23 protein-coding genes are annotated in these 23,755 nt (G+C 63.2%); 12 read left to right on the top strand and 11 right to left on the bottom strand.

From position 1 onward, the window contains the following. Window positions 1-126 precede the first annotated feature (126 nt). Entirely contained in the window at window positions 127-588 is a 462-nt protein-coding gene (locus tag ACIQ3Q_RS03490) for an RNA recognition motif domain-containing protein (RefSeq protein ID WP_396267587.1), read from the top strand. A gap of 202 nt (window positions 589-790) precedes the next feature. On the opposite strand, the gene ACIQ3Q_RS03485 is transcribed toward ACIQ3Q_RS03490, so the two are convergent. Genes ACIQ3Q_RS03485 through ACIQ3Q_RS03470 form a run of 4 tightly spaced genes read right to left on the bottom strand, consistent with a single transcriptional unit; the run spans window position 791 to window position 3,900 of the window. Then, the gene (locus tag ACIQ3Q_RS03485; protein ID WP_396267586.1) at window positions 791-1,591 is read right to left on the bottom strand and encodes an SDR family oxidoreductase; all 801 of its coding nucleotides are present in this window, start codon (window positions 1,589-1,591) and stop codon (window positions 791-793) included. Continuing rightward, window positions 1,591-2,295 (bottom strand): LPS export ABC transporter periplasmic protein LptC, encoded by a 705-nt coding sequence (gene lptC / locus ACIQ3Q_RS03480; RefSeq protein WP_396267585.1) that lies wholly within the window; start codon window positions 2,293-2,295, stop codon window positions 1,591-1,593. The genes ACIQ3Q_RS03485 and lptC overlap by 1 nt, the downstream gene beginning before the upstream one ends. 12 nt (window positions 2,296-2,307) lie before the next feature. After that, window positions 2,308-2,892, bottom strand: coding sequence for a KdsC family phosphatase (locus tag ACIQ3Q_RS03475; RefSeq protein WP_396267584.1), 585 nt, complete (start codon window positions 2,890-2,892; stop codon window positions 2,308-2,310). 9 nt (window positions 2,893-2,901) lie between these two features. Next, window positions 2,902-3,900 carry an SIS domain-containing protein gene (locus ACIQ3Q_RS03470; RefSeq protein ID WP_396267583.1) on the bottom strand — a complete coding sequence of 333 codons (999 nt, stop codon included), beginning with the start codon at window positions 3,898-3,900 and terminating at the stop codon, window positions 2,902-2,904. 61 nt (window positions 3,901-3,961) lie between these two features. Here ACIQ3Q_RS03470 and ACIQ3Q_RS03465 point away from each other — a divergent pair, with 61 nt between their 5' ends. Continuing rightward, window positions 3,962-5,959, top strand: coding sequence for a monovalent cation:proton antiporter-2 (CPA2) family protein (locus tag ACIQ3Q_RS03465; protein ID WP_396267582.1), 1,998 nt, complete (start codon window positions 3,962-3,964; stop codon window positions 5,957-5,959). Between the two features lie 29 nt (window positions 5,960-5,988). Here ACIQ3Q_RS03465 and ACIQ3Q_RS03460 read toward each other — a convergent pair whose 3' ends face one another. From ACIQ3Q_RS03460 to rpmH, 7 genes are all read right to left on the bottom strand, one after another. Beyond that, window positions 5,989-6,459 (bottom strand): Crp/Fnr family transcriptional regulator, encoded by a 471-nt coding sequence (locus ACIQ3Q_RS03460; RefSeq protein WP_396267581.1) that lies wholly within the window; start codon window positions 6,457-6,459, stop codon window positions 5,989-5,991. Window positions 6,460-6,630: 171 nt separating this feature from the next. Next, the gene (mnmE, locus tag ACIQ3Q_RS03455) at window positions 6,631-8,037 is read right to left on the bottom strand and encodes a tRNA uridine-5-carboxymethylaminomethyl(34) synthesis GTPase MnmE (protein WP_396267580.1); all 1,407 of its coding nucleotides are present in this window, start codon (window positions 8,035-8,037) and stop codon (window positions 6,631-6,633) included. Between the two features lie 29 nt (window positions 8,038-8,066). Beyond that, on the bottom strand, window positions 8,067-10,088 hold the full coding sequence (locus ACIQ3Q_RS03450; protein WP_396267579.1) for a DUF945 family protein: 2,022 nt from the start codon (window positions 10,086-10,088) through the stop codon (window positions 8,067-8,069). A gap of 423 nt (window positions 10,089-10,511) precedes the next feature. Continuing rightward, window positions 10,512-12,179, bottom strand: a complete 1,668-nt coding sequence (gene yidC, locus ACIQ3Q_RS03445) for a membrane protein insertase YidC (RefSeq protein WP_396267578.1) — start codon at window positions 12,177-12,179, stop codon at window positions 10,512-10,514. After that, window positions 12,176-12,541, bottom strand: coding sequence for a membrane protein insertion efficiency factor YidD (yidD, locus tag ACIQ3Q_RS03440; protein WP_396267577.1), 366 nt, complete (start codon window positions 12,539-12,541; stop codon window positions 12,176-12,178). The genes yidC and yidD overlap by 4 nt, the downstream gene beginning before the upstream one ends. Beyond that, window positions 12,525-13,079: a ribonuclease P protein component gene (locus ACIQ3Q_RS03435; protein WP_396267576.1), complete on the bottom strand. Its 555-nt coding sequence runs from the start codon at window positions 13,077-13,079 to the stop codon at window positions 12,525-12,527. Before ACIQ3Q_RS03435 ends, yidD begins: the two co-directional genes overlap by 17 nt. 10 nt (window positions 13,080-13,089) lie before the next feature. After that, a complete protein-coding gene (gene rpmH / locus ACIQ3Q_RS03430; protein ID WP_210805824.1) occupies window positions 13,090-13,227 on the bottom strand; it encodes a 50S ribosomal protein L34 in 138 nt (45 codons plus the stop codon). A 355-nt stretch (window positions 13,228-13,582) separates the two neighbouring features. Between rpmH and dnaA the strand changes: the two genes are divergently transcribed. From dnaA to ACIQ3Q_RS03380, 10 genes are all read left to right on the top strand, one after another. Beyond that, window positions 13,583-15,067: a chromosomal replication initiator protein DnaA gene (gene dnaA, locus ACIQ3Q_RS03425; RefSeq protein ID WP_396267575.1), complete on the top strand. Its 1,485-nt coding sequence runs from the start codon at window positions 13,583-13,585 to the stop codon at window positions 15,065-15,067. 191 nt (window positions 15,068-15,258) lie between these two features. Then, window positions 15,259-16,377, top strand: coding sequence for a DNA polymerase III subunit beta (gene dnaN / locus ACIQ3Q_RS03420; RefSeq protein WP_396267574.1), 1,119 nt, complete (start codon window positions 15,259-15,261; stop codon window positions 16,375-16,377). 107 nt (window positions 16,378-16,484) lie between these two features. Further along, on the top strand, window positions 16,485-19,085 hold the full coding sequence (gyrB, locus tag ACIQ3Q_RS03415; RefSeq protein WP_396267573.1) for a DNA topoisomerase (ATP-hydrolyzing) subunit B: 2,601 nt from the start codon (window positions 16,485-16,487) through the stop codon (window positions 19,083-19,085). Window positions 19,086-19,117: 32 nt separating this feature from the next. Continuing rightward, window positions 19,118-19,432: a nucleotidyltransferase family protein gene (locus ACIQ3Q_RS03410; protein WP_396267572.1), complete on the top strand. Its 315-nt coding sequence runs from the start codon at window positions 19,118-19,120 to the stop codon at window positions 19,430-19,432. Then, on the top strand, window positions 19,422-19,781 hold the full coding sequence (locus tag ACIQ3Q_RS03405) for a DUF86 domain-containing protein (protein ID WP_396267571.1): 360 nt from the start codon (window positions 19,422-19,424) through the stop codon (window positions 19,779-19,781). The genes ACIQ3Q_RS03410 and ACIQ3Q_RS03405 overlap by 11 nt, the downstream gene beginning before the upstream one ends. Window positions 19,782-19,821: 40 nt before the next feature. Further along, on the top strand, window positions 19,822-20,985 hold the full coding sequence (locus tag ACIQ3Q_RS03400) for a DUF3883 domain-containing protein (RefSeq protein WP_396267570.1): 1,164 nt from the start codon (window positions 19,822-19,824) through the stop codon (window positions 20,983-20,985). 2 nt (window positions 20,986-20,987) lie between these two features. After that, entirely contained in the window at window positions 20,988-21,374 is a 387-nt protein-coding gene (locus ACIQ3Q_RS03395) for an HIT family protein (RefSeq protein ID WP_396267569.1), read from the top strand. Next, complete coding sequence (locus ACIQ3Q_RS03390; RefSeq protein WP_396267568.1) at window positions 21,371-22,324, top strand: phosphorothioated DNA-binding restriction endonuclease; 954 nt, start codon at window positions 21,371-21,373, stop codon at window positions 22,322-22,324. Before ACIQ3Q_RS03395 ends, ACIQ3Q_RS03390 begins: the two co-directional genes overlap by 4 nt. A 42-nt stretch (window positions 22,325-22,366) precedes the next feature. Further along, window positions 22,367-22,726, top strand: coding sequence for a nucleotide pyrophosphohydrolase (locus tag ACIQ3Q_RS03385; RefSeq protein WP_396267567.1), 360 nt, complete (start codon window positions 22,367-22,369; stop codon window positions 22,724-22,726). A gap of 21 nt (window positions 22,727-22,747) precedes the next feature. After that, complete coding sequence (locus ACIQ3Q_RS03380; RefSeq protein WP_396267566.1) at window positions 22,748-23,740, top strand: DNA/RNA helicase domain-containing protein; 993 nt, start codon at window positions 22,748-22,750, stop codon at window positions 23,738-23,740. The last annotated feature ends 15 nt before the right edge of the window (window positions 23,741-23,755 follow it).

Here is a 23,755-nt window from a genome sequence, read left to right as displayed (position 1 = left end):
GGTTTCATAATGGGTCGGGGTCGGAAACGTCCCCAAGTTGCTGTGTATGGACGCGGCGCCTTCGCTTGATGGTTCACGCTGGGTTGAAGCTCCACATGGTCTTTTTGTTCTAAAGGAGCTTCCCCGATGGGAAACAAACTCTATGTCGGCAACCTCGCTTACAGCGTGCGCGACGACTCTCTGCATCAAGCTTTCTCTGAATTCGGTACCGTCACGTCCGCCAAGGTCATGATGGATCGCGACACCGGCCGCTCTAAGGGCTTCGGTTTCGTCGAAATGGGTTCGGACGCTGAAGCACAAACCGCGATCAACGGCATGAACGGCCAGGCCCTCGAAGGCCGCGCTATTGTCGTGAACGAAGCCCGTCCTCGCGAAGAGCGTCCGGGTGGCTTCGGTGGCGGCGGTGGTCGCAGCGGTGGCGGCGGCGGCTACGGTGGTGGCGCTGGCGGCGGCGGTGGCCGTAGCCCCTACGGTGGCGGCGGCGGCGGCGGTGCTGGCGGCGGTGGCCGCAGCCCCTACGGCGGCGGTGGCCGCAGTGGTGGCGGCGGCGGTGGTGGCGGCTACGGCGGTGGCCGCGGCGGTTACTGATCAGCCGCTCTGTAGCCCCTAAGGCTACAGGCTCAGATCAAAAGCGCAGTCGGGCAACCGCTGCGCTTTTTGCATTTCTGGGGGGCGTCTCAGCGGACCGTCATTCCATTTCCAAATCATTCGTGTCTAGGCGCGACGCCGAAGACAGTGCTGGTGCACGGCGAGGCGGAGCAACAAGGACACGGATGATTTAGAAATGGAATCAGGTTTCGCCGCGTCGCTTTTTGCGGCCCCGCCCGGCAAACAGCGCATCAAACACCGGGTTGGGCAGCAGGCGCATCAGCTTGGCCACCACGCCCATTTGCCAGGGGATGACGCGGTAGCTGCTGCCCGCGGTGATCGCCTCAAAGGCTTTTTGGGCAAAGTCCTCGGGCTGCATCAAGAACGGCATGGGATAGGTATTGGACGCCGTCAGCGGCGTGGCGATGTAGCCCGGCACCAGGGTCACCACCTTCACGCCAAACGGGCGGCACTCGCCGCGCAGGCTCTCGCAGTAAGCCACCACGGCTGATTTGCTGGCGCAATAGGCGCCGTGACCCGGCAAGCCTCGGATGGAGGCCACGCTGGCCACGCCCACCAGGCGGCCGCTGCGGCGCTCGCGCATGGGCGCCACAAACGGATGGAAGGTCGCGGCCAAACCCAGGTTGTTGGTGGCGAAGGTGTCGCGCATCACGTCCAGGTCTTCGCGGATGGCGGTATCCATGCCCACGCTGATGCCGGCATTGGCAATGACGGCGTCGGGCACGCCGCACTCGGCCAAACAGCGCTGCCCAGCCGCCACGATGCTGTTGACGTCTTGCACATCAGCGGCCGTGACCCAGCATTGATCGGGGGTTAAACCCTGAGCAAGTGCCCACTCACGCAACACTTCAACGCGGCGAGCCACCAAGGCCAAGCGCCAGCCCGACCGCGCAAACTGCAGCGCCAAGGCCTGGCCAATGCCGCTGGAGGCCCCGGTGATGAAGACCAAAGGGCGGGGCGAAACCGCAGGGGCGTTGTTCATCAAGGCTTTCGGGGGGCAGTGGCCAAGCGGGGCTGCAGGCGGGCTTGGACCCGCCCGTGCAGCAGCAACTGGCCCTGAGTTTGGTCAAAGTCCAGCGCGTCGGCCAGGAACTCACTCTGGCCTTGGCGCACGCGCACGGGCTTGTCGGCCACCATGCGGCGCTCTTTGAGATAGGCGATCAGGCGATCCCCTTCGATCTGCACCACGTCGCCCTCAGCGCCGGTGCTGACCACCTTGGCGCCGCCCTCCAGCCGCACCTGCGAGCCGTCGCCCAGCGCTACGGCTCGCTGGGCGGTGGCATGGGTGACGCGGCCGTCTTCGCCGGTGGCAATGAGATGCACGATGTCGATCTCGATCTCGTCGGTGTCCGGGTAGTGGCGCAGTTTTTCGCCCATCAGGCGGTCAGTGGGGCGCCCTTGGGCATCGAAGCGCTCAATGCTGAAGGTGGCCATGGTGTAGTCGGGTTCATGGCGCAACACTTTTTCGGCCGCCGGGCCGATGGGCTTGGGTGCGTTCTTGACCAGCCACCAGGTGCCCAGCGCCAGCAGGGCCATCAACATCAAGGGCAGATAGGTCGCCAGCAGGCCCTTGAGCCGGGTTGGCCAGTGCACCACGCGGCGGCGCTGCCCTGGCCCTGCCGCCGGCGGCTCGCTGAGCGAGGCGGGCACCTCCGGCAGGTCGGGCAGATGCAGGGGGTGGTTCATGCAGCCGGCCGCTCAGCGGCCATCCAAGGTCTGCAGATGGCCGCGCAGCAGCCGCTCATAGCGGCCCGCCGCCACCAGCAGCAAGTCGCAGAACTCACGCGCCGCGCCCTCCCCACCGCGCAAGGCGCTGACGTGGTCGGCCACGGCCGTGACCTCTGGGTGGGCATTGGCCGGGGCGGCCGCAAAGCCGGCCCGGCACAGCAGCGGCAGGTCGGGCCAGTCGTCACCGATGGCGGCCACATCGGCCCAGTCAATGCCTTGAGCGTCGAGCAGGGGTTGGGCCGCTGCCAGCTTGTCGCTGACGCCAAACAGCGCATGGGTCAGGCCCAGGTCCGCCACGCGGCGGCGCACGGCGGGGGAGTCGCGCCCGGTGATCACCACCGGCAAGATGCCGCCCTGCGCCAGCAACTTCAAACCATGGCCATCCAGCGCGTGAAAGGCTTTGAAGCTCTCGCCGGTTTCGCCAATGTAGAGCCGCCCATCCGTCAACACGCCATCCACATCAAAAATGGCCAGCTTGACGCCCAGGCCTTGGCCCTGGGCCTTGAGCAACAACTCGGGTTCAAACCGCAGAGCGGGGGTGGTGATCTCGTGCATCGCAGTCTCTTAAATCACCTTGGCCTGCATCAGGTCGTTGGTGTTGATGGCGCCGCACAGGCGGTCCGCCTCGTCCACCACCAGCAAGCTGGTGATGCGGTGTTGCTCCATCACGGTGGCGGCTTCGGCGGCCAGTGCGTCGGCGCGCACCGTCTTGGGCCGGGCGAACATGACCTCGCTGGCCTTCAGCGCCCGGAGGTCGGCGCCGGTTTCGATCAAGCGGCGCAAGTCGCCGTCGGTGAAGATGCCCAGAATGCGGTCGCCGCCCTCGACGGCCTCCACCACGGCCGTGGCGCCCAAGCCCTTTTGAGACATCTCGTGAACCATGTCCAAAAACGCGGCGTCGGCGCGCACGCGCGGCACTTGTTCGCCCGCGCGCATCAGGTCGCGCACATGCATCAGCAGCTTGCGGCCCAGCGCCCCACCGGGGTGAGAGCGTGCGAAGTCTTCTTCTCTGAAGCCGCGCGCATCCAGCAAGGCCACCGCCAGCGCGTCGCCCAGCGCCATTTGCGCCGTGGTGCTGGCCGTGGGGGCCAAGTTCAGGGGGCAGGCCTCTTGCTGCACCGTGCACAGCAGCACATGGTCGGCATGGGTGGCCAAGGTGGACTGCGGACGCCCGGTCAGCGCCACCAAGACCACATCTAAGCGGCGCAAGCCCGACAAGATAGCGTTGATCTCGTCGCTCTCTCCGGAGTTGGAGATGGCCAGCACCACGTCCCCCGACGCCACCATGCCCAGGTCGCCATGGCTGGCCTCACCGGGGTGGACAAAGAAGGCCGGTGTACCCGTCGAGGCCAAAGTGGCCGCGATCTTGCGGCCCACATGGCCGCTTTTGCCCATGCCCATCACCACCACCCGGCCGCGAATGTTCAGGATGGCCTGCACCGCCTGCACAAAATCCTGGCCCAGCAGGTCGCGCACACCCAGCAAGGCTTGCGCCTCGATATCAATGGTGCTGCGCGCCAGTTGCAAGGCGCGATCGGCTTCTTGTGCGGTGAGTGGTTTCACAGGCAGGAGTCTGATTGAGAATAGGGGGATTCTAGAAGGCAGCAAGAAAAGGACATTTGGATTGGCCTCGACGCTTGAATTGGTGCTGCTCTACCTGATTGCCGCCGTGGCCGGCGTGGTCGCCTGCCGCCTGATGCGCCTGCCGCCCATGCTGGGTTATCTGGTGGTGGGCGTGTTGATCGGCCCCAATGCCCTGGCTCTGGCCAAGGACTCCGCCGGGGTGAAGTACCTGGCCGAGTTCGGTGTGGTCTTTCTGATGTTCGTCATTGGGCTGGAGTTCAACCTGCCCAAGCTGCGCAGCATGCGCACCCTGGTGTTTGGCCTGGGGCTGAGCCAGGTGATGCTGACCATGCTGGGCGCACTGCTGGGCAACACGGCCTTGATCTGGCTCTTCAGTTATGCCACCCGCCCTTGGGAGCTGGGCTGGCAAGGTGCGGTGGTGCTGGGCAGTGCCATGGCCATGTCCTCCACCGCCATCGTTGTCAAGATGATGTCTGAGCGGCTGGAGCTGGAAAGCCAGCATGGCAAGCGCGTGATCGGCGTGCTGCTGTTTCAAGACTTGGCCGTGGTGCCACTGTTGGTGCTGATCCCCGCGCTCAACTCCTCGCCCGAGGACATGATGAGCTCCATGGCGCTGGCCCTGCTCAAGGCCACCCTGCTGCTGACGGTGTTGCTGGTAGGAGGCCAGCGTGTCATGCGCTGGTGGCTGACGCTGGTGGCCCGTCGCAAGAGCGAAGAGCTGTTCGTCTTGAACGTGTTGCTGGTGACGCTGGGCCTGTCCTATCTCACCGAACATGCCGGGCTGTCGCTGGCGCTGGGCGCCTTTGTGGCGGGCATGCTGATTGCCGAAACCGAGTTCAAGCATCAGGTGGAAACCGACATCCGCCCCTTCCATGACGTGCTGCTGGGCCTGTTCTTCATCACCATCGGCATGAAGCTGGACTGGCGCCCGGTGCTGGATGAATGGTTCTTGGTGCTGCTGCTCACCACGGTGCCCGTGGTGGCCAAGGCCGTGCTGGTGACGGGCTTGGCCTGGGCCTTCAAAGCCCCCACGGGCGTGGCCATCCGCACCGGCCTGTACCTGGCCCAAGCCGGTGAGTTCGGCTTTGTGCTGCTGACGCTGGGGGCCGAGCACCAACTGATTGCACCGCAGTGGATGAGCCCGGTGCTGGCCTCCATGGTGCTGTCCATGCTGGCTACGCCCTTCATCATCATGCACGCCGACCGCATCGTGGTGCGTTTGGCGGCCAGCGATTGGATGCTGCAGTCGGTGGCCTTGACCACCATCGCCAAAAAGGCCATGCGCACCGAAGCGCATGTGATCATCTGCGGCTACGGCCGCAGCGGCCAAAACCTGGCGCGCTTGCTCGAGAAGGAAGCCATTCCCTACATGGCGCTGGACCTGGACCCGGACCGCGTGCGCCAAGCCGCTGCCGCCGGGCAAAGCGTGGTGTTTGGGGATGCAGCCCGCCTGCAAAGTCTGATGGCGGCCGGCCTGGCCCGCGCCAGCGCAGTGGTCATCAGCTATCACGACACGCCCTCGGCGCTGAAGATCTTGCAGCAGGTGCGCGAGCACGCGCCGCAGGTGCCGGTGGTGGTGCGCACCATCGACGACACCGACCTTGAGAAACTGCGCGCCGCTGGCGCCACCGAGGTGGTGCCCGAAGCTGTGGAGGGCTCGCTGATGCTGGCCAGCCATGCGCTGGCCTTGGTGGGCGTGCCCATGCGGCGGGTGATCCGCCTCACCCGCGACGCGCGAGACGCCCGATACAGCCTGCTGCGCGGCTACTTCCACGGCGCCGACGACGACACCTCTGAAGAGCTTGAGCAAGCGCGGCTGCACAGCGTGCCCCTGCCGCTGGCCGCCGCTTGCGTGGGGCGGACCGTGGCGGACCAAGCCCTGCATGTGCTGGGTGTGAACGTGGTGTCAGTGCGCCGCACCGACGGGCGAGTGATCGACCCGCAAGACGAGCTGGTGCTGGCCGGTGGCGACACCTTGGTGCTGGCCGGCAAGCCCGAGCAACTGGCGCTGGCCGAAAAGAAGCTGCTGACGGGTTGAGCAGGTGCAGGGCTGCCGGGGCCTCGCCCTCAGGCCATCGGCAAACCACGCTCCAGATTGGCCTGCATCCGGGCCACCATCACCGCGCCCAGGCTGCGCATGACCTCCATGGCCAAAGCGGTCTGACGCAGGGTCATTTCATCAAAGCGGTGGCGGGGCAGCGCCCAGGCGGTGCAGGGCGACATGGCCTCGACTTGGGCCATGCGCGGTGAATCACCGAACATCGCCGCCTCACCCACGACGGAACCAGGGCGCAGAATCGCCACCGGGCGCCGGCCCGATTGCGGCGGTGCCGGCACATAGACCTGCAGCGTGCCTTGCTCTAGGAAGTAAACCGTGCGCTCCATGTCGCGGTACTTCACCAGCACCTCGCCCGAGCGCAAGCTCACCTCGTTGAAATACTCGCCAAACAACTGCCATTGCCGCGCGTCCAAACGCGGCCTGAAGCTGTCTTCCGCGTTGAGCGATTGCACCGCTTGAATCACCTGGTCGAATGCCATTTTGGCTCCCTCACAAACCCCATGCTCGACCTGCGGCACGCAAAGATGTGCATGCCCAGGGCGAACGTTGGGGGCAATTATGAGCAGCGCGTCCCCCGCGCCGCAAGCACCTCACTGGGGGGTCGGCGCGGCGTGAGGTGCTGACGCACCGGGCAAGGCGCGAGAGTTTGCCTATTTGCCGATGCAAAAGCGCGTGAAGATTTCACCCAGGAGATCGTCGGCACTGAAGCGGCCGGTGATCTCCTGCAGGGCTTGGTGGGCCAGGCGCAGCTCTTCTGCGAACAAGTCCAGCGCTGCATCGGCCTGCGCCGCATGCTCTGCCGCCAAGCCCAGGTGTTCCCCAGCGCGGGCCAGCGCATTCACATGGCGGCTGCGGGCAATGAACACGCCTTCAGGTGCAGCCTGCCAGCCCGCGCGCTCCAGCAACATCTGCCGCAAGGCCTCCAGGCCTTGGCCCGTGCGGGCCGACAGGGTCAGCACCGTGCCGCCTTGGCTGTGTGCCTGCGCCACATGGGCCGCGTCTTGGGGGGCGTCGGCCTTGTTGTAGACCTGGATCAAGCGGCTAGGGTCGACCTGCGAGAGTCTCTGCGCGATGCGAGCTTCAGCAGCTTGGTAGTCGGGCTGCTGCAAGCGCGTTAAATCGTGCAAAAACAACACGGCATCGGCACTGGCGATGGACTCCCAGCTGCGCGCCACACCAATGCGCTCAACTTCGTCGCTGGCTTCATCGTCGTCCCGCAAGCCGGCCGTGTCCGTCACATGGACGGGCACGCCTTGGATCTGAATGGTCTCGCTGACCCGGTCGCGTGTGGTGCCTGCAATGGGGGTGACGATGGCCAGCTCCGCCCCCGCCAGCGCATTGAGCAGCGAGCTCTTGCCCACATTGGGCTGCCCGGCCAACACCACCCGCAGGCCTTCGCGCAGCAGAGCCCCTTGGCGGGCTTGGCCTTGCACGGTGTGCAACTGCTGCACGATGCGCTGCAGCTTGCCGCGTGCATCGGCCTTTTCCAGAAAGTCGATTTCCTCTTCGGGGAAATCCAGCGTCGCTTCGACCAGCATGCGCAGGTTGACGATGCGCTCGGCCAGGGCGTCGATCTGTTTGGAGAACGCGCCGCCTAAAGAGCGGCTGGCCGAACGGGCGGCGGCCTCGGTGCTGGCGTCGATCAGGTCGGCCACGGCCTCGGCTTGGGCCAAGTCCAGCTTGTCGTTCAGATAGGCGCGCAGCGTGAATTCGCCGGGCTCGGCCAGCCGCAGGCCCATCGCCGCACCGGCCTCTAGGCAGCGCGCCAACAGCAGTTGCAGCACCACCGGGCCGCCGTGGGCTTGTAGCTCCAACACGGCCTCGCCGGTGTAGCTGTGCGGCGCCGGAAAGTACAAAGCGAGACCATGGTCGATGGCCTCGCCCTCCGCCGTCTTGAAGGCCCCATAGCGCGCTTGGCGGGGCGCCAAGGGCGCGCCAATCAGCGCATCGATGAGCGGCTGAAGGTCGCGGCCAGAGGCTCGCACAATGCCCACGGCACCGCGTCCGGGTGCCGTGGCGATGGCGACGATAGGGTCTTGATGGCGGCTGAGTGACACAGCCGCGATTGTCCGCTATCGCGTGGCGCTCAGAGCGTGGCCACCGGCTGGGCCGCCATGGCCGCCGCTGCCACCTTGGCCATGTGGGTGTAGAGCGCGTTGAGCAGCGGGTTGCTCTCTTTGGCGGCGCGGTCTTGGTAGAAGGCCAGCGACTTCTCGCGGTTGCCCGACCACTGGAAGGACACCCACAACGCGGCCTTGGCGTCTTCCGCCTTGCCACCCAGGGCCAGCGATTCGGCAAAGGGCGTCCAGGTGGAAGTGCGGCGGGGGTCCAGCACCAGCGCGGCTTGCAACACGTTTTGCGCTTCACCAGCCTGCCCGGCCTTCACCAAGGCAAAGCCGAGGTTGCCAGCGATCTCCACATCACGGGGGTTCTCTTTTTGCGCCTGGCGCAGCTGGGCCACGGCGCCCGCAAAGTCTTCCTTCTTCAAGGACTCCAGCGCAGCCGTGTTGAGCTGGCGGGCCACGGCCTTGTTGCCCAGGTCTGGCTTGGGCAGGGCATCAATGCGGCTGGCGATCTTGCGCACGGCGTCCACATCTGTGGCTTTGGCGGCGGCTAAGCTCTGCGCCACACAGACGTTCAGCGTCTCGCATTCGGCACTCACGGCAGGCGCGGCGGCGGCCACGGGAGCTGTCGCAGCCGGGGCCACCAGTGCTTCAGTCGGCACTGGAGCGGAAGGCGCTTGAGCCGGGGCTTCGGCGATGATTTCTTCCTTCGGCTCAGGGGCTGGGGCGGGCGCCTTCGCCACCTGGGTGTGCGAGTTCAAGGTCTGCATTGCCACGGCAATGGCCTGGTCAGCGTTGCGCAGCGCCGCCTGGAAGCCCGAAGCGTCGATAGACCGGCCATTGAGCTTGAGCAGGCCGTCGGCATACTCAAAGCTGGCGCGCAGGCCGTCGCCATGCTCGACGGCCGCGCCCATGGCCACAGCCATCTTGCGCTGCTCGTCCGTCAGGGCTTGTCCGCCCACATCCAAGCGGCCGTTGGACTTGAGCTGAGCTTCCAAAGAGGGCTTGCCGCCCTTGGCAGCCTGCACATCCACCAGCAACTCGCCGTCGATCTTGCCTTCCTTGGCCTTGCCCTTGAGCGTGGGAATGCCCATGGTGAACCCCTTGGTCAGCACGGTGTTCAGGGCTTCGCCCAGGCGCTTGCTTTCATCGGCGGTCATGGCGTCCAGGCCGCAGCTCGCGTCAAACAAGGTGCTGATGGTTTCAATGCTCTTGGTGTCCAGGCCCTTCACGGCCATCTCCAAAGCCATGTCGGACAGCACCTGCCCCTTAGCCTCGATCTTCTTGATGGACGGCGTGAAGGTGAAGTCCAGGCGGTCACCCTTTTCCGAGGCCTTGGAGGTCAGCTCAAAGCCTTCCATGGTGCCGGCGCTGGTGCTGACATGGGCCATCGCAAAGCGGGCGCTGCCGGTGCCCAGAAAGCGGTTGTCCAGATCTACATCCAAGACGATGTCCTTGACTTCAACAGCCTCGCCGCTGCTGCGCACCACGGCACGCTCCATCTTCCAGCCAAAGCCCAGCGACTTGTCCTTCACGCGCAAGAAGCCCGTGGATGGTGTGATCTGCACCGATTCGCGCGACTTGCGCATCGAGACTTCGGGCAACTTCATGTCGGTGTAGACCGCGCCGGTCATGCCCACCGAGCCTGCGCCGGTCAAGGCATTGGCGGAGCCAAAGAGTTCCTTGAAAGCATCGGCCGTGTCGCCTTGGGGCGTGGCTTGCCAGTCAAACCTAGCCGCGCCCGTCGGCATGGGCAGGTGGGCCAGGTTGTAGGCAATCTTGACGCTCAACTTGTCGTCCTCGCCCACATCGGCTGCACAGCCCGGCGTGAAGCTGACCTCCGCCTCGCCTTTGGAGGTGAGCAGCCCGCGCTCATGCTTGAGCTGGGTGATCTTCCAGGCCGTACCCGGTTTTTGGGGGGCGGTGTGCAGCGTTTTCAAGGCGTCTTCGGCCTTCATGCCCGCCCACACGCCGCTGCCCACCCAGGCAGCCCCAGCCACCATGGCCACACCGCCCAGAGCGGCCAAAGACTTTGACACTCCCATGCTGCTACTCCCATTCAAGACAAACGACCCAGATGCAACTGCTTACGTCCGGTCAGGCAGAAAGATGAGGGGTGCCAACTCGAAATGTGAAAAAAATGACACCCCAGGTGGCCGCAATGCTCAGGCTGAGGCTCAGGCTCACGCCGCACCTCAGGCAGCAAGGGATACGCGGCATTTGGCGCGGAGGGAGGGTGGCGGTGCGTGGCTTCAAGGCCTGACGCCCGCTCACCCTCCTGGCGGGCAGGTCACCTCAGTGGGAGGCGCCAAGCCGACCAATTCCCCGCATAGAAGGGGAGGGCCTTCACAGGCCCAGGGTCATGATTTCGTCCTACAGAGTCCGCACTTGAGGCCTGGACACCTAGCAAAAACCCCCAGGGCTTTGCGAGCCACTGGGGGTTTTGGGGGAGGGGCAGGAAGCTGCCGTCAGTTCACGCCCATCTGCCGGTTGATCACCCACTGCTGGGCAATCGACAGCAGGTTGTTCACCAACCAGTAGAGCACCAGGCCCGCTGGGAAGAAGAAGAACATGAAGCTGAACATCAAGGGCATCAGCCACATCATCTTGGCCTGCAGCGGGTCTGCCGGTGCGGGCTGCAGCCAGACTTGCAACAAGCTGGAGAGCGTCATCAAGATGGGCAGGATGAAGTACGGGTCCTTGGCCGAGAGGTCCACGATCCAGCCCACCCAGGGTGCGCCGCGCATCTCCACGGTGGACAGCAGCACCCAGTACAGCGCAATGAAGAAAGGCATCTGCACAAAGATAGGCAGGCAGCCGCCAATGGGGTTGACCTTTTCTTCGCGGTAGATGCGCATCATCTCTTGCTGCATCTCTTGCGGCTTGTCCTTCATGCGCTCACGCAGCTCCATGATGCGCGGGTTGACCGCCTTCATCTTGGCCATGGACTTATAGGCATTGGCATTGAGCCAATAGAAAGCAATCTTCAGCAGCACCACCAGGGCCACGATGGACCAACCCCAGTTGCCCAGCACGCTATGCAGCCAGTGCAAGACGGCAAACATGGGCTTGGCCAGGATGGTGAACCAGCCGTAGTCCTTCACCAGCTCCAGGCCGGGGGCCAAGGCGGCGAGCTTCTTTTCCTCTTGCGGGCCCACAAACAGGGTGGACTCGTGGGCCTTGGTCGCCCCGGGCGCAATGGCACCCAGGTCTTGCAGCATGGCCACTTCATACAAGTTGGGCACGCTGGGGTGCTTGCGGCTGGCGAACTCGCGTGGCGAGCCAGGGGCCACCAACCAGGCGGAGGTGAAGTAGTGCTGGACCATCGCCACCCAACCGTCGTTGGAACTGGTGTTGTGGCCGGGCTTGTCGTTCGGAGCGCGCTTCTCGATGTCCTTGAACTCGACCTTTTCGAACTTCTTCTCGTCGGTATAGACGGCTGGGCCGGTGAAGGTGAAATAGAACGCCGACTCACCCGCAGGGGCGTTGCCGTCGCGCTGCAGTTGCAGATACAGACGCGGCTGCACCGGCGCGGCGCTGACGTTCACCACTTCATGCTTGACGGCCACGGTGTATTGGCCACGCTTGAAGGTGTAAGTCTTGACCAGCTTCACGCCGCCCACTTCGGGCGACTCAAAGCGCACCACCACCTCGTTGGCGCCATCTTTCAGAGTGCGCTCGCCAGGCTGGGCCGTCATCACCGTGAAGTGGTTAGGCAGCGCCGGGCCACCGGCCACGGTCGAGATCAAGCCCGTTTGCGCCAAGTAGGTACGCTCGGCGCTGGTGTCCATCAGCAACGTGTTGCGCGTTGGGTCCACGCTGTCGGGGTAGCCCAGCAGCTCGGCGCGGCGCATGTCGCCGCCCTTGCCATCCAGGGTCACCTTCAGCACATCGGTGCTCACCACAATCTGCTCAGCCGGCTGGCCGGAAGGTGACGTAGGCGGGGTTGCGGCCGTGGCGCCGCCTGCAGCGGCCGCAGCCCCCGCAGCACTTGCCGCCGCCGGGCCAGCGGCCGTCGTGGCCACCGGTGCACCGAAGAGGGTGGGCTGGCCGGTGTGCCGGTTCCACCCATCCCACAACATGAGAAGTGACATCGTGAACACCACCCACAAAAGGGTGCGGCGCATATCGGTCATGGCTTAGGCCTGGAAAAAGAAGTCAAGGAATCTGCGCTGGCTTGCGCCTCGGCCGCCGCGGGGCGGCTGGCTTGGGCCAGCAAATGGGAGAAGAGACGGGGGCGCGCGAGCGGCACGTCGTCGCGCCCGCCATCGCACCAGGGGTGGCAGCGCAGCAAGCGTGCCGTCATCAAATAGCTACCGGCCAAGGCGCCGTGTTGCTCCAGCGCTTGCAAGGCATAGCGCGAGCAGGTGGGCTCAAAGCGGCAGGCGCTGCCCAGCCAGGGGCTGAGAAAAAAGCGATACCCACGCACCGGCAGCGCGACCAGCCGACGAGGCCAGTCACGCCACGCAAAGTCGTGAGTGTCAGGACGCGGCGACATCTGGAACACCTGCCCCAGCCGCCTTGCCCTTGCCCCGCCCGCCAAAAGGCTTGCGGCCTGAGCTGGGTGGCAGCGGCGAATGCGCAGCGCGGTGGAACAACGTGGCGAGTTCCTCGCGCGCAAGCGCGCGCAGCGCGGCCGAAGCAGCGCTGGGGAACTGTTGCCGATCAAACGGCGCCCGCAAACGAACCACCCACAAACCTGCGGGCAGTTCAGAGGCATGCAAAGCCATGGCCGCCTTCACCTGGCGCTTGATGAGCGTGCGTGTGACCGCGCGCTTGGCGTGCCGCTTGGGCACCACCAAGCCCAACCATTGACCTGCATCATCCACAGCAGGGGTGCTGACGGGCAGCTCACCTATGGATAACTCGGTGGACAAGGGTGGGAAAACCGGTGGATCAGCCGCCTCCGCCTTCACTGGGCCAGCCAGCGAGGGCACGCCAGCCACGTAGTGAACAGCGAAGTGAGTGCTCTTTGACCGCTGATGCGCGGACAGCACACGTTCGAAATCGGCCGGACGCACGATGCGGCCGATCATGACGCGAAGGTCAGACCTGCGACAGCTTCTTGCGGCCCTTGGCGCGGCGCGCGGCGATCACAGCACGGCCACCACGGGTCTTCATGCGGACGAGGAAGCCGTGCGTACGGGCGCGGCGGACCTTGGAAGGCTGATAGGTGCGCTTCATGGATCTATACCTTGAAAGAAAATAGGGAACAGGTGTGGCCAACAACAGGCCCACCCCACCCGAGCACAGCGACGAAGGCCCTGACCCTTGCACACGCACACAGCCCAAAAGCCTGTACACCTGCAATGCCGAACCCCTGCCAGGGCTCAAACGTCAAAGCTAAGCCCTCCCGCGCTCCGGGAAACCCACTATTAAAGCAAATTCTGGACGGCCGGTCAAACCTCTGTGACCTGAGGGCTACTTTAGCAACCATTGTTAAACCGACTTGACCTGCGGCCAAAAACTGTGGATAACCTCGTCCTGGGAGGCGCAAACCGCGCATAGAATCCGCCCGCTCTAAAAGAACTTGTCCACAATGAGCCTAGACCTCTGGCAGCGTGCTTGCGACCGACTCGCAGCCGAACTGCCTGAACAGCAATTCCTGACCTGGATCCGCCCACTGCCCCCTGCCGACATCTCTGATGCCGGCGCCGAGGGCTTGGTGGCGTGCGTGCGCGTGCCCAATCGATTCAAGCTCGACTGGATCCGCTCGCAGTACAGCCCCCGCATTGAAGCGGTGCTGGGTGAACTCGCCGGTAAGCCGGTGCGCCTAGAGCTGGCCCTGGCCCCGCGTGAGGCCCCTGTGGCCACGGGCGTGCGCCCGCTGCCCAGCCGCCCGCACAGCGCCGCCCGCGTGCTGGCTAATGCCATGGCCGTGGCCAGCCAGCAGGCCGTGCCGGTGCCCAGCCAAGGCAGCATCGGCGGTGCCGACGAGCCCCCGGCCCATGACGCCACCGAGCCCGCCCGCACCGGCACCCTGCCGCAGGCCCCGGTGACCAACCGCCACCGGCTCAACCCGGTGCTGACCTTTGACACCCTGGTGGCCGGCCGCGCCAACCAAATGGCCCGCACAGCAGCCCTGCATGTGGCCGGTGCGCCCGGCGCCATGTACAACCCGCTGTTCATTTACGGCGGCGTGGGCCTGGGCAAAACCCACTTGGTGCATGCCGTGGGCAACCAGCTCCTCAAAGACAACCCCAACGCCCGCGTGCTTTATCTGCACGCCGAGCAGTTCATCTCCGACGTCGTCAAGAACTACCAGCGCAAAACCTTTGACGAGCTGAAGGCCAAGTACCACCAGCTCGACCTGCTGCTGATCGACGACGTGCAGTTCTTTGCCGGCAAAGAGCGCACCCAAGAAGAGTTCTTCAACGCCTTTGAAGCCCTGCTGGCCAAGAAGGCGCACATCATCATGACCAGTGACACCTACCCCAAGGGGCTGGTGGACATTGATGAGCGCCTGACCAGCCGGTTTGACAGCGGCCTGACCGTGGCCATCGAGCCGCCCGAGCTGGAAATGCGGGTGGCCATCTTGCTGAGCAAGGCCAAGGCCGAGGGCACGCCACTGCCTGAAGACGTGGCGTTTTTTGTGGCCAAGAACGTGCGCGCCAATGTGCGCGAACTCGAAGGCGCCCTGCGCAAAGTGCTGGCCTACGCCAAGTTCAGCCACAAAGAGATCACCATCCACCTGGCCCGCGAGGCGCTCAAAGACCTGCTGTCCATCCAAAACCGGCAGATCTCGGTGGAGAACATCCAAAAAACGGTGGCCGACTTCTACAAGATCAAAGTCGCCGACATGTACAGCAAAAAGCGCCCGGCCAGCATTGCCCGGCCGCGCCAGATTGCCATGTACCTGGCCAAGGAGCTCACCCAAAAAAGCCTGCCCGAGATTGGCGAGCTCTTTGGCGGCCGCGACCACACCACTGTGCTGCACGCCGTGCGCAAGATCGGTGGCGAGCGCCAGAAGAACACCGAGCTGAACCAGCAGCTGCATGTGCTGGAGCAGACCCTCAAAGGGTAAATGGCGCACCCGGATTTTTGGAACAAAAATCCACCCGCCGAGCGGGTTGGCGCAGCCGCCTTGGGGCGGCCCGGCGTCGGCTGCGCTGGAAACTTGGCGCACCCGGATTTTTGGAACCGGAATCCACCCGCGTAAATCCTTGAAAAACAAGCGAAAATGCGTTTTCGCTCTTACTCGCGATTGAGGATCACATGATCGTTCTGAAAGCCGCACAACAAGACCTGCTCGGCGCCCTGCAAGCGGTGGCCGGCATCGTGGAGAGGCGCCACACGCTGCCCATCCTCGCCAATGTCCTGATGCGCAAAACCGGCGAGAACATCGAGCTCACGACCTCTGACCTGGAGATCCAGGTGCGCACCAATGCCACGCTGGGTGGCGACGCGGGTACCTTCAGCACCACGGTGGGTGCGCGCAAGCTCATCGACATCCTCAAGACCTTGCCCGCCGACCAGGTGGTGAGCCTGACGGCCAATGCCTCCAAGCTCACTTTGCAAGGCGGCAAGAGCCGCTTCACGCTGCAGACGCTGCCGCCCGAGGACTACCCCCTGGTGAATGAGGCGGTTGATTTCGGCCCCGCCTTCAGCGTGCCGCAAAAAACGCTCAAGAGCCTGATCGACCAAGTCCACATCGCCATGGCGGTGCACGACATTCGCTACTACCTCAACGGCATCTTGTTTGTGGCCGAGGGCAAGACCCTGACCCTGGTGGCCACCGACGGCAGCCGCCTGGCCCTGGCGCAAGCCGAGCTGGAAGCCGACATCCCCAAGCAAGAGGTGATCTTGCCCCGCAAGACGGTGCTGGAGCTGATGCGCTTGCTCAAAGACGGCAAGAGCGGCGCCGACGACCAGATCGAGATGCGCTTTGCCGGCAACCAGGCCAAGTTCATCTTCAGTGGCATGGAGTTTGTGACCAAGCTGGTCGAGGGCAAGTACCCCGACTACAACCGCGTCATCCCCAAGAACCACCAGAACATCATCACCCTGGGCCGCCAGACCCTGCTGTCCAGCCTGCAGCGCGCCGCCATCTTGACGAGCGAAAAGTTCAAGGGCGTGCGCGTGAACGTGGACCCAGGCGTCTTGCGCATTGCCTCCAGCAATGCCGAGCAAGAAGAAGCCAAAGAAGAGATTGAGATCGACTACGACGGCCCGGCCATCGAGATCGGTTTCAACGTCACCTACCTGATGGATGCCCTGGCCAACATCAGCCAAGAGATGGTGAGGCTGGAGCTGCACGACGGCGCCTCCGCCGCCCTCATCACCGTGCCCGAGCAACCGGGCTTCAAGTATGTGGTGATGCCGATGCGCATTTAACGCGCTCCACTAAGTTGACCAACAGCGGGCCCAGTTGCCCGCTTCGCTGTTTCAAAAGGGCCGCTTTTTGCACCCGCCCAAGCGCCCTAACGCCGAGATAGACCCCCATGAGTGACTCCCAGAACCCCTCGCAAAACCCTGCTGGCCAACCCGGCGACGATGGCGTAACCCGCCGCGAGGTGCCCTCTGCTGAAGGCCAAGCGGCCTCCACCGGCAACGAGGCCAGCGCGGCCTATGGCGAAGGCAGCATTCAGATCCTGGAAGGCCTGGAGGCCGTGCGCAAGCGCCCCGGCATGTACATCGGCGACACATCCGATGGCACCGGCCTGCACCACCTCGTTTTCGAAGTGGTGGACAACTCCATCGACGAAGCTCTGGCCGGCCATTGCGACGACATCGTCGTCACCATCCACACCGACAACTCCATCAGCGTCACCGACAACGGCCGCGGCATCCCCACCGGGGTGAAGATGGACGACAAGCACGAGCCCAAGCGCAGTGCCGCTGAAATTGCCCTGACCGAGCTGCACGCTGGCGGCAAGTTCAACCAGAACAGCTACAAGGTCTCGGGCGGCCTGCACGGCGTGGGCGTGTCTTGCGTGAACGGGCTCTCCAAATGGCTGCGCCTGGTGGTGCGGCGCGACGGCAAGGTCCACCAGATCGACTTCAAGCAAGGCGTGCCGCAAGACCGCGTGCTCGAAGAGCGCGACGGCGCCATGACCAGCCCCATGCGCATCACCGGCGACACCGAGAAGCGCGGCACCGAAGTGCACTTCTTGCCCGACACCGAGATCTTCAAAGAGAACAACGAGTTCCACTACGACATCCTGGCCAAGCGACTGCGCGAACTCTCCTTCTTGAACAACGGCGTCAAGATCCGCCTGATCGACGAGCGCAACAACAAAGAAGACAACTTCGCCTACGCCGGTGGCGTCAAAGGCTTTGTGGAGTTTGTGAACAAGGGCAAAAAAGTCCTGCACCCCAACATCTTCCATGCCGTGGGCGACAAAGTCTCTGAGCAAGGCACCAATGTGGGCGTGGAAGTGGCCATGCAGTGGAACGACTCCTTCAGCGAGAACGTGCTCTGCTTCACCAACAACATCCCCCAGCGTGACGGCGGCACCCACCTGACCGGCCTGCGCGCCGCGATGACCCGCGTCATCAACAAATACATCGAAGACAACGAGCTGGCCAAGAAGGCCAAGGTCGACGTCAGCGGCGACGACATGCGCGAAGGCCTGGCCTGCGTGGTCAGCGTCAAAGTGCCTGAGCCCAAGTTCAGCAGCCAGACCAAAGACAAGCTCGTCAGCTCTGAAGTGCGCGCCCCGGTGGAAGACATCGTCAGCCGCCTGCTGACCGACTGGCTGCTGGAGAACCCCAACGACGCCAAGATCATCTGCAGCAAGATTGTGGATGCCGCCCGCGCCCGCGAGGCCGCCCGCAAAGCCCGCGAGATGACCCGCCGCAAAGGCGTGCTCGACGGCATGGGCCTGCCCGGCAAGCTGGCCGATTGCCAAGAAAAAGACCCAGCGCTCTGCGAAATCTACATCGTGGAGGGTGACTCCGCCGGTGGCTCTGCCAAGCAGGGCCGCGACCGTAAGTTCCAGGCCATCCTGCCGCTGCGCGGCAAGATCCTGAACGTCGAGAAAGCCCGCTACGAAAAGCTTTTGACCAGCAATGAAATTCTCACGCTGATCACTGCGCTGGGCACGGGCATTGGCAAAGGCATGGGGGGTGACGACTTCAACCCCGACAAACTGCGTTACCACCGCATCATCATCATGACCGACGCGGACGTGGACGGCGCCCACATCCGCACCCTGCTGCTGACCTTCTTCTACCGCCAAATGCCGGACTTGGTCGAGCGCGGCCACATCTACATTGCCCAGCCGCCGCTCTATAAGGTTAAGCAAGGCAAGCACGAGCAGTACCTCAAAGACGGCAACGAGCTGGACGCCTACCTGATGCGCGTGGCCCTGGACGGTGCCGCCATTGAGCCGGGCGAAGGCCGCCCCGTGCTGCAAGGCGAAGCCCTGAACGAGCTGGCCCGCGCCTATGTCACCGCCACCAGCGTCATCAACCGCCTGAGCAACTGGATGGACGTGGAAGCCCTGCGCGCCATCTCCGACGGCCTGACCCTCAACCTGGACGATGCCGCCCACGCCGCCACCAGCGCCAGCGCGCTGAAGGCCGCGCTGCTGCAGATTGGCAGCACTGCCGACGTGGACGCCGTGTTTGACGAGCGCACCGACAAGCAGCTGCTGCGCATCAGCCGCCGCCACCACGGCAACATCAAGAGCAGCGTCATCACCCCCGACTTTGTGCACGGCGGCGACTACGAAGCCCTGGCCACCGCAGGCCGCACCTTCAAGGGCCTGCTGAGCAACGACGCTGTGGTCAAACGCGGCGAAGGCGAGAAGCAAAAAGAAAACGCCTGCGGCAACGACTTCCGCGCCGCCATGGCCTGGCTTATGACCCAAGCCGAAAACGCCGTGGGCCGCCAGCGCTATAAAGGCCTGGGCGAGATGAACCCCAGCCAGCTCTGGGAAACCACCATGGACCCCACCGTGCGCCGCCTGCTGCGCGTGCAGATCGAAGACGCCATCGAAGCCGACAAGGTCTTCACCATGCTGATGGGCGACGAGGTGGAACCACGGCGCGACTTCATTGAGACGAATGCGTTGAGGGCGGCGAATATCGACGCTTGACGAATTCGCTGGCTGCAGCTTGAATCCAGGCCATGGCCTTACCGCAATTCGTTCTAGACCGCCGACCCGAGCTGGCACTGCTGTGCCAGCGCCACGGCGCGCGCCGACTCGAATTGTTTGGCTCGGCCACACGCGCTGATTTCTCGCCTGAGCGCAGCGACCTGGATTTCATCGTCACCTTTGGTGACCTGCCCACAGATCGCGTCGCCGACGCCTTCTTCACCCTGAAAGACGGCCTGGAATCCATGTTCCAGCGCCCCGTCGATTTGCTCACCGAACACGCACTGCGCAACCCTTACTTGCGCCAGCGGGTCGATGCGGAGCGGGTGACGGTCTATGGTGCCTGAGCAGGCCAAGTTTCTCTGGGACGCGAGCCAAGCAGCGCAGGCTGCCCAGCGATTCATTGCAGGCAAATCGTTTGACGATTACGTTCACGATGATCTGCTGCGTTCTGCTGTGGAACGGCAATTAGAGATCCTTGGTGAAGCACTGAACCAGTTCAGAAAGCTGGCGCCCAGCCTAGCCAACACAGTGCCTGATCTGCCAAGAGCCGTGGCTCTGCGCAACATCCTGATTCACGCCTATGCGGATGTTGACCCCACGATCGTCTGGTCAGTCGTCACCACCCAACTCGGTGGTCTTCAAGCACGGATTGAGCAACTGCTTGAGCAAGCGGGGCCTACCGCCCCCCAGTGACGCTCGCCTTTGAGCACACCCAAGCGGCAGCAAGTCGATGATGTCCCAGCCTCTCTCCACATTGACACGCCAGTCGGTCCTGGCGGCACTGGATTTGTTTGAGCACCTCGGTAGAGAGCGATTTCTCGAACAATTCGGTTTTGGAGAAGCCCGCGGCTACTTCGTTCGGCATCCGGTTAGCGGTGTGCTATGCGACTCTAAAGCCATCGTGGGCGTGGCTTATGGACTCCAGCATCCGGCCCACGGTAGGCTTCGGGCCGAAGACTTTTCAGGAGGCGCGGCAACTGTCGTCAGACTCCTTCGCCACCTCAATTTCGAGGTTGTTGGGCCTAGCTCTGACATCCATGTGGACACGAACAGAGATCGCAGACTTTGGACCACCGAAGAAGTGGAGATCCTTGTCAGCGAGTACTTGCAGATGTTGACCTTGGAGTTGACCGGTCAGGCCTATAACAAGTCCGCCCGTCGCAAGGCGTTGATGCCATTGCTGAATGGACGTTCAGAAGGCGCCATCGAATTCAAGCATCGCAACGTCAGCGCCATCATGATGCGTATGGGTTTACCCCGGATTCGCGGGTATTTGCCGGCAGAGAACACCGAGGCAGACATGCTGACAGATGCCGTTGCTCGCCTACTCGATGTTTCACCGGACCTCGAACGTGCTGCTGAAGCGGCCGTCAATCTGCCTGCCGTTGCCAACGCCCCTGACGACTTCACAGGCATCTTGGCACCTGCTCCCATGCGCAGGCTGCGTGCCCATGAGCCCCGTCCGGGCTACCTCAGGCGCCCCGTTAAGCGTGACTACTTGGAACGTGAAACCCGGAACCACACCTTGGGCTTAGCTGGAGAAAAGTTCATCGTCGATTACGAACGCTGGCGGCTATTGAAGCTTGGTTTGGGCCAACTCGCAGATCAAGTCCAGCATGCCTCTGTAACTGAGGGGGATGGTCTAGGCTATGACGTGCTGTCCTTTACCCCCCAAGGCGAAAAGCAATTCTTGGAGGTAAAGACCACCACCTTCAGTGAGGAAACTCCCTTTTTCGTGACGAAGAACGAACTGGAGTTTGCCCGCAGCCAGCCCGAGCGATTCAAGCTTTGTCGCATCTTTGACTTCCGTGTGGGTCCTCGATTCTTTGAACTATCCGGCCCCGTCGAAAACCACTTTCATCTCGATCCGGCCACCTACAAGGCAACACTTGGATAGCAATGCCGTCAATGATGCAATGCCCCTTTTGTAGCTTGCCTCCACAGAGAATCTTGGCAAGCAATTCAGTTGGCTTGGTCACGCGCGATGCTTATCCTGTGTCGCCTGGACACACATTGATCATTCCGAGACGCCATATAGCCTCATTTTTTGAGTTAAATGCAAATGAGTGCCAAGGGTTGCTGGCCCTGCTGGACCAAGCCCATGACGAGCTTGATGTAAGCCACGCGCCACAGAGTTACAACATCGGCGTCAATGACGGCCCTGTAGCCGGTCAAACCGTGCCACATCTGCACATCCACCTGATTCCACGCTACAGCGGGGATCAACCCGATCCGCGCGGCGGTGTTCGCTGGATCATTCCGGAAAAGGCGAAGTACTGGTCATGACCGTTTTGAGCAGTATTGAGGTCCGCCGACTCTTCGATGACCTGAGACGTGCTCCTAGCACTGCGGGTCGATACGCCCCTCACAAACCACTGCTGCTCTTGCTAGCGCTGGCGCGCTTGCAGCACGGCCGCACTGGGCAGTTCGGATTTGTCGAAGTGGAAGAGTCACTGCGTCAGTTGCTGACTGAGTTTGGGCCATCCAATGCACGCAACACACGCCACTTGCCCTACTGGCACCTGCAATCTGACAGTGGTGGTCACTTGTGGCAACTGCATCTGCCTGCAGAACTGTCCCAGCATCCAAGAGCCAAGGCACCTAGCCTGACTCTCCTTCGCGGCGCTGAAGTGACCGGTGGATTGCACCCGGACGTAGAGCAAGCTTTGCATAGCAATCCCGCATTGCTGGTGGAGATGGCTCGATTGCTGCTGGACAACACCTTCCCTGACAGCCTGCATGAGGACATCGCCAGCGTCTTAGGCCTGGACCTGACACCGCCAGGACAGTTCGCCAAAGAAGAGCCGCCAAGCTATGACTCAACAGCCAGGCGACGGCGCGACAAGGCCTTTCGAGACCAGGTGCTGCGAGCCTATGAATACCGCTGCTGCGTCTGTGGCTTCGACTTGAGACTCGGCCATTTACCGGTGGGTCTTGAGGCTGCACACATTCAATGGCACAACGTAGGTGGGCCCGACATCACAACCAACGGGCTTTCGCTCTGTTCGCTGCACCACAAGCTGTTTGACCTGGGTGCCTTCACCCTGGCTCCTGATTCACTCAAGGTGGTCTTCAGCGAGCACGCACTGGCAGGCTCACGCGGCCTCAGCGGTGAGCTGCAACATCACGGCAAGGATTTGCTGCGACCCGTCGTCGCCGAAGCACTTCCTGCACCCGTGTTCTTGCACTGGAACTGGACCAATGTGTTCAAGAAGGACGCGCGTCGTTTTGCTTAGACCCCCCTGAACACAACATTGGACGAACTACTGTTGCCCACCATGCCCACACCACCCGACACCCTCGCCCACCTCAGCCAACGTCTGGCCGACTTTGCCCAAGAGAGGGACTGGGCGCAGTTTCATTCGCCCAAGAACTTGGCCTCGGCCTTGTCGGTGGAGGCGGGGGAGTTGCTGGAACCGTTTCAGTGGCTGACGGAGGCGCAAAGCCGTGCGCTGAGCCCAGCGCAATTGGCGGCGGTGACGGATGAAATGGCGGATGTGCTGCTGTACTTGGTGCAACTGGCCAACACCCTGCAGGTGGACTTACCCGCTGCGGCGCATGCCAAGATCACCCGCAATGCGCAGCGCTATCCGGTGGACAAGGCCAAGGGCCGCAGCACCAAGCATGATGCGCTGTAACCCCTATTGAGGTGATGGCTTGTGATCATCTACCAAGCTGACAAGCGCGAGTTCTTGCGCCACGCGCTGTACGACGATATTGAGCAGGTGCTGCTGCAGCAAATGCGCCAGGTGGCGGGCCAAGGCGCAGCGCAGCCGCAAATGGCGGCTTGGAAGCACTCGCTGATGGAAATGGCCAAGGTGCTGCACGACGACGACATCCCCGACGACGTGGGTGTAGCCATTGAGTACCAACTGCCGCAAAGCGCCAAGCGAATTGACTTCTTGATCACGGGGCAAGACGCACAGCGCCAGCCCAAGGTGGTGATCGTGGAGTTGAAGCAATGGTCCAAGGCACGGGTGAGTGACAAGGACGGCTTGGTCTGGGCCCACCGTGGTGGCCGCAGTGGCGAAACAGAGGGCCTGCACCCCAGCTACCAGGCGTGGTCTTATGCGGCCTATCTGGAGGACTTCAACACAGCGGTGCAAGAGGGGCCGATTGGCCTGCAGCCTTGTGCCTACCTGCACAACTACGCCCGCGACGGGCAGATTGACCACCCGAGCTACGCCGCCCACCTGGCCCGCGCGCCGCTGTTCTTGGCCCAAGAGAAGGCCAAGCTGCAGCGCTTCATCCGCGAGCATGTGCGTTATGGCGACCAGCGCCACACGCTCTATGCCATTGAAAACGGGCGCATCAAGCCCTCTAAGGTGTTGGCAGATGCGGTGGGCGCCCTGCTGCAAGGCAAGCCCGAGTTTGTGCTGCTGGACGACCAAAAGGTGGTCTATGAGACCTGCTTGCACGTGGCCCAACGGGCCGAACAGCGCAAGCAGGTGGTGATCGTGCGTGGCGGGCCAGGCACGGGCAAATCGGTGGTGGCGCTCAACCTGATGGGCAGCCTGCTGCAACGCGAGCTGCATGTGAGCTATGTGTCAAGCCCCGGGAGATCATTCACACGTTTTGTGAAGAGCTTGGGGTGTGAGGCGTGCCATTTTTTCAGGGCCTCGATGGGGGTCTGGTGGTTGAGGGCGCGTTGAGGAATTCGATGGTTG

The organism is Ideonella sp., from assembly GCF_044358605.1.
In the GTDB taxonomy this organism is placed as follows: domain Bacteria; phylum Pseudomonadota; class Gammaproteobacteria; order Burkholderiales; family Burkholderiaceae_C; genus Ideonella.
This window is presented reverse-complemented; position numbering and strand designations above follow the sequence as displayed.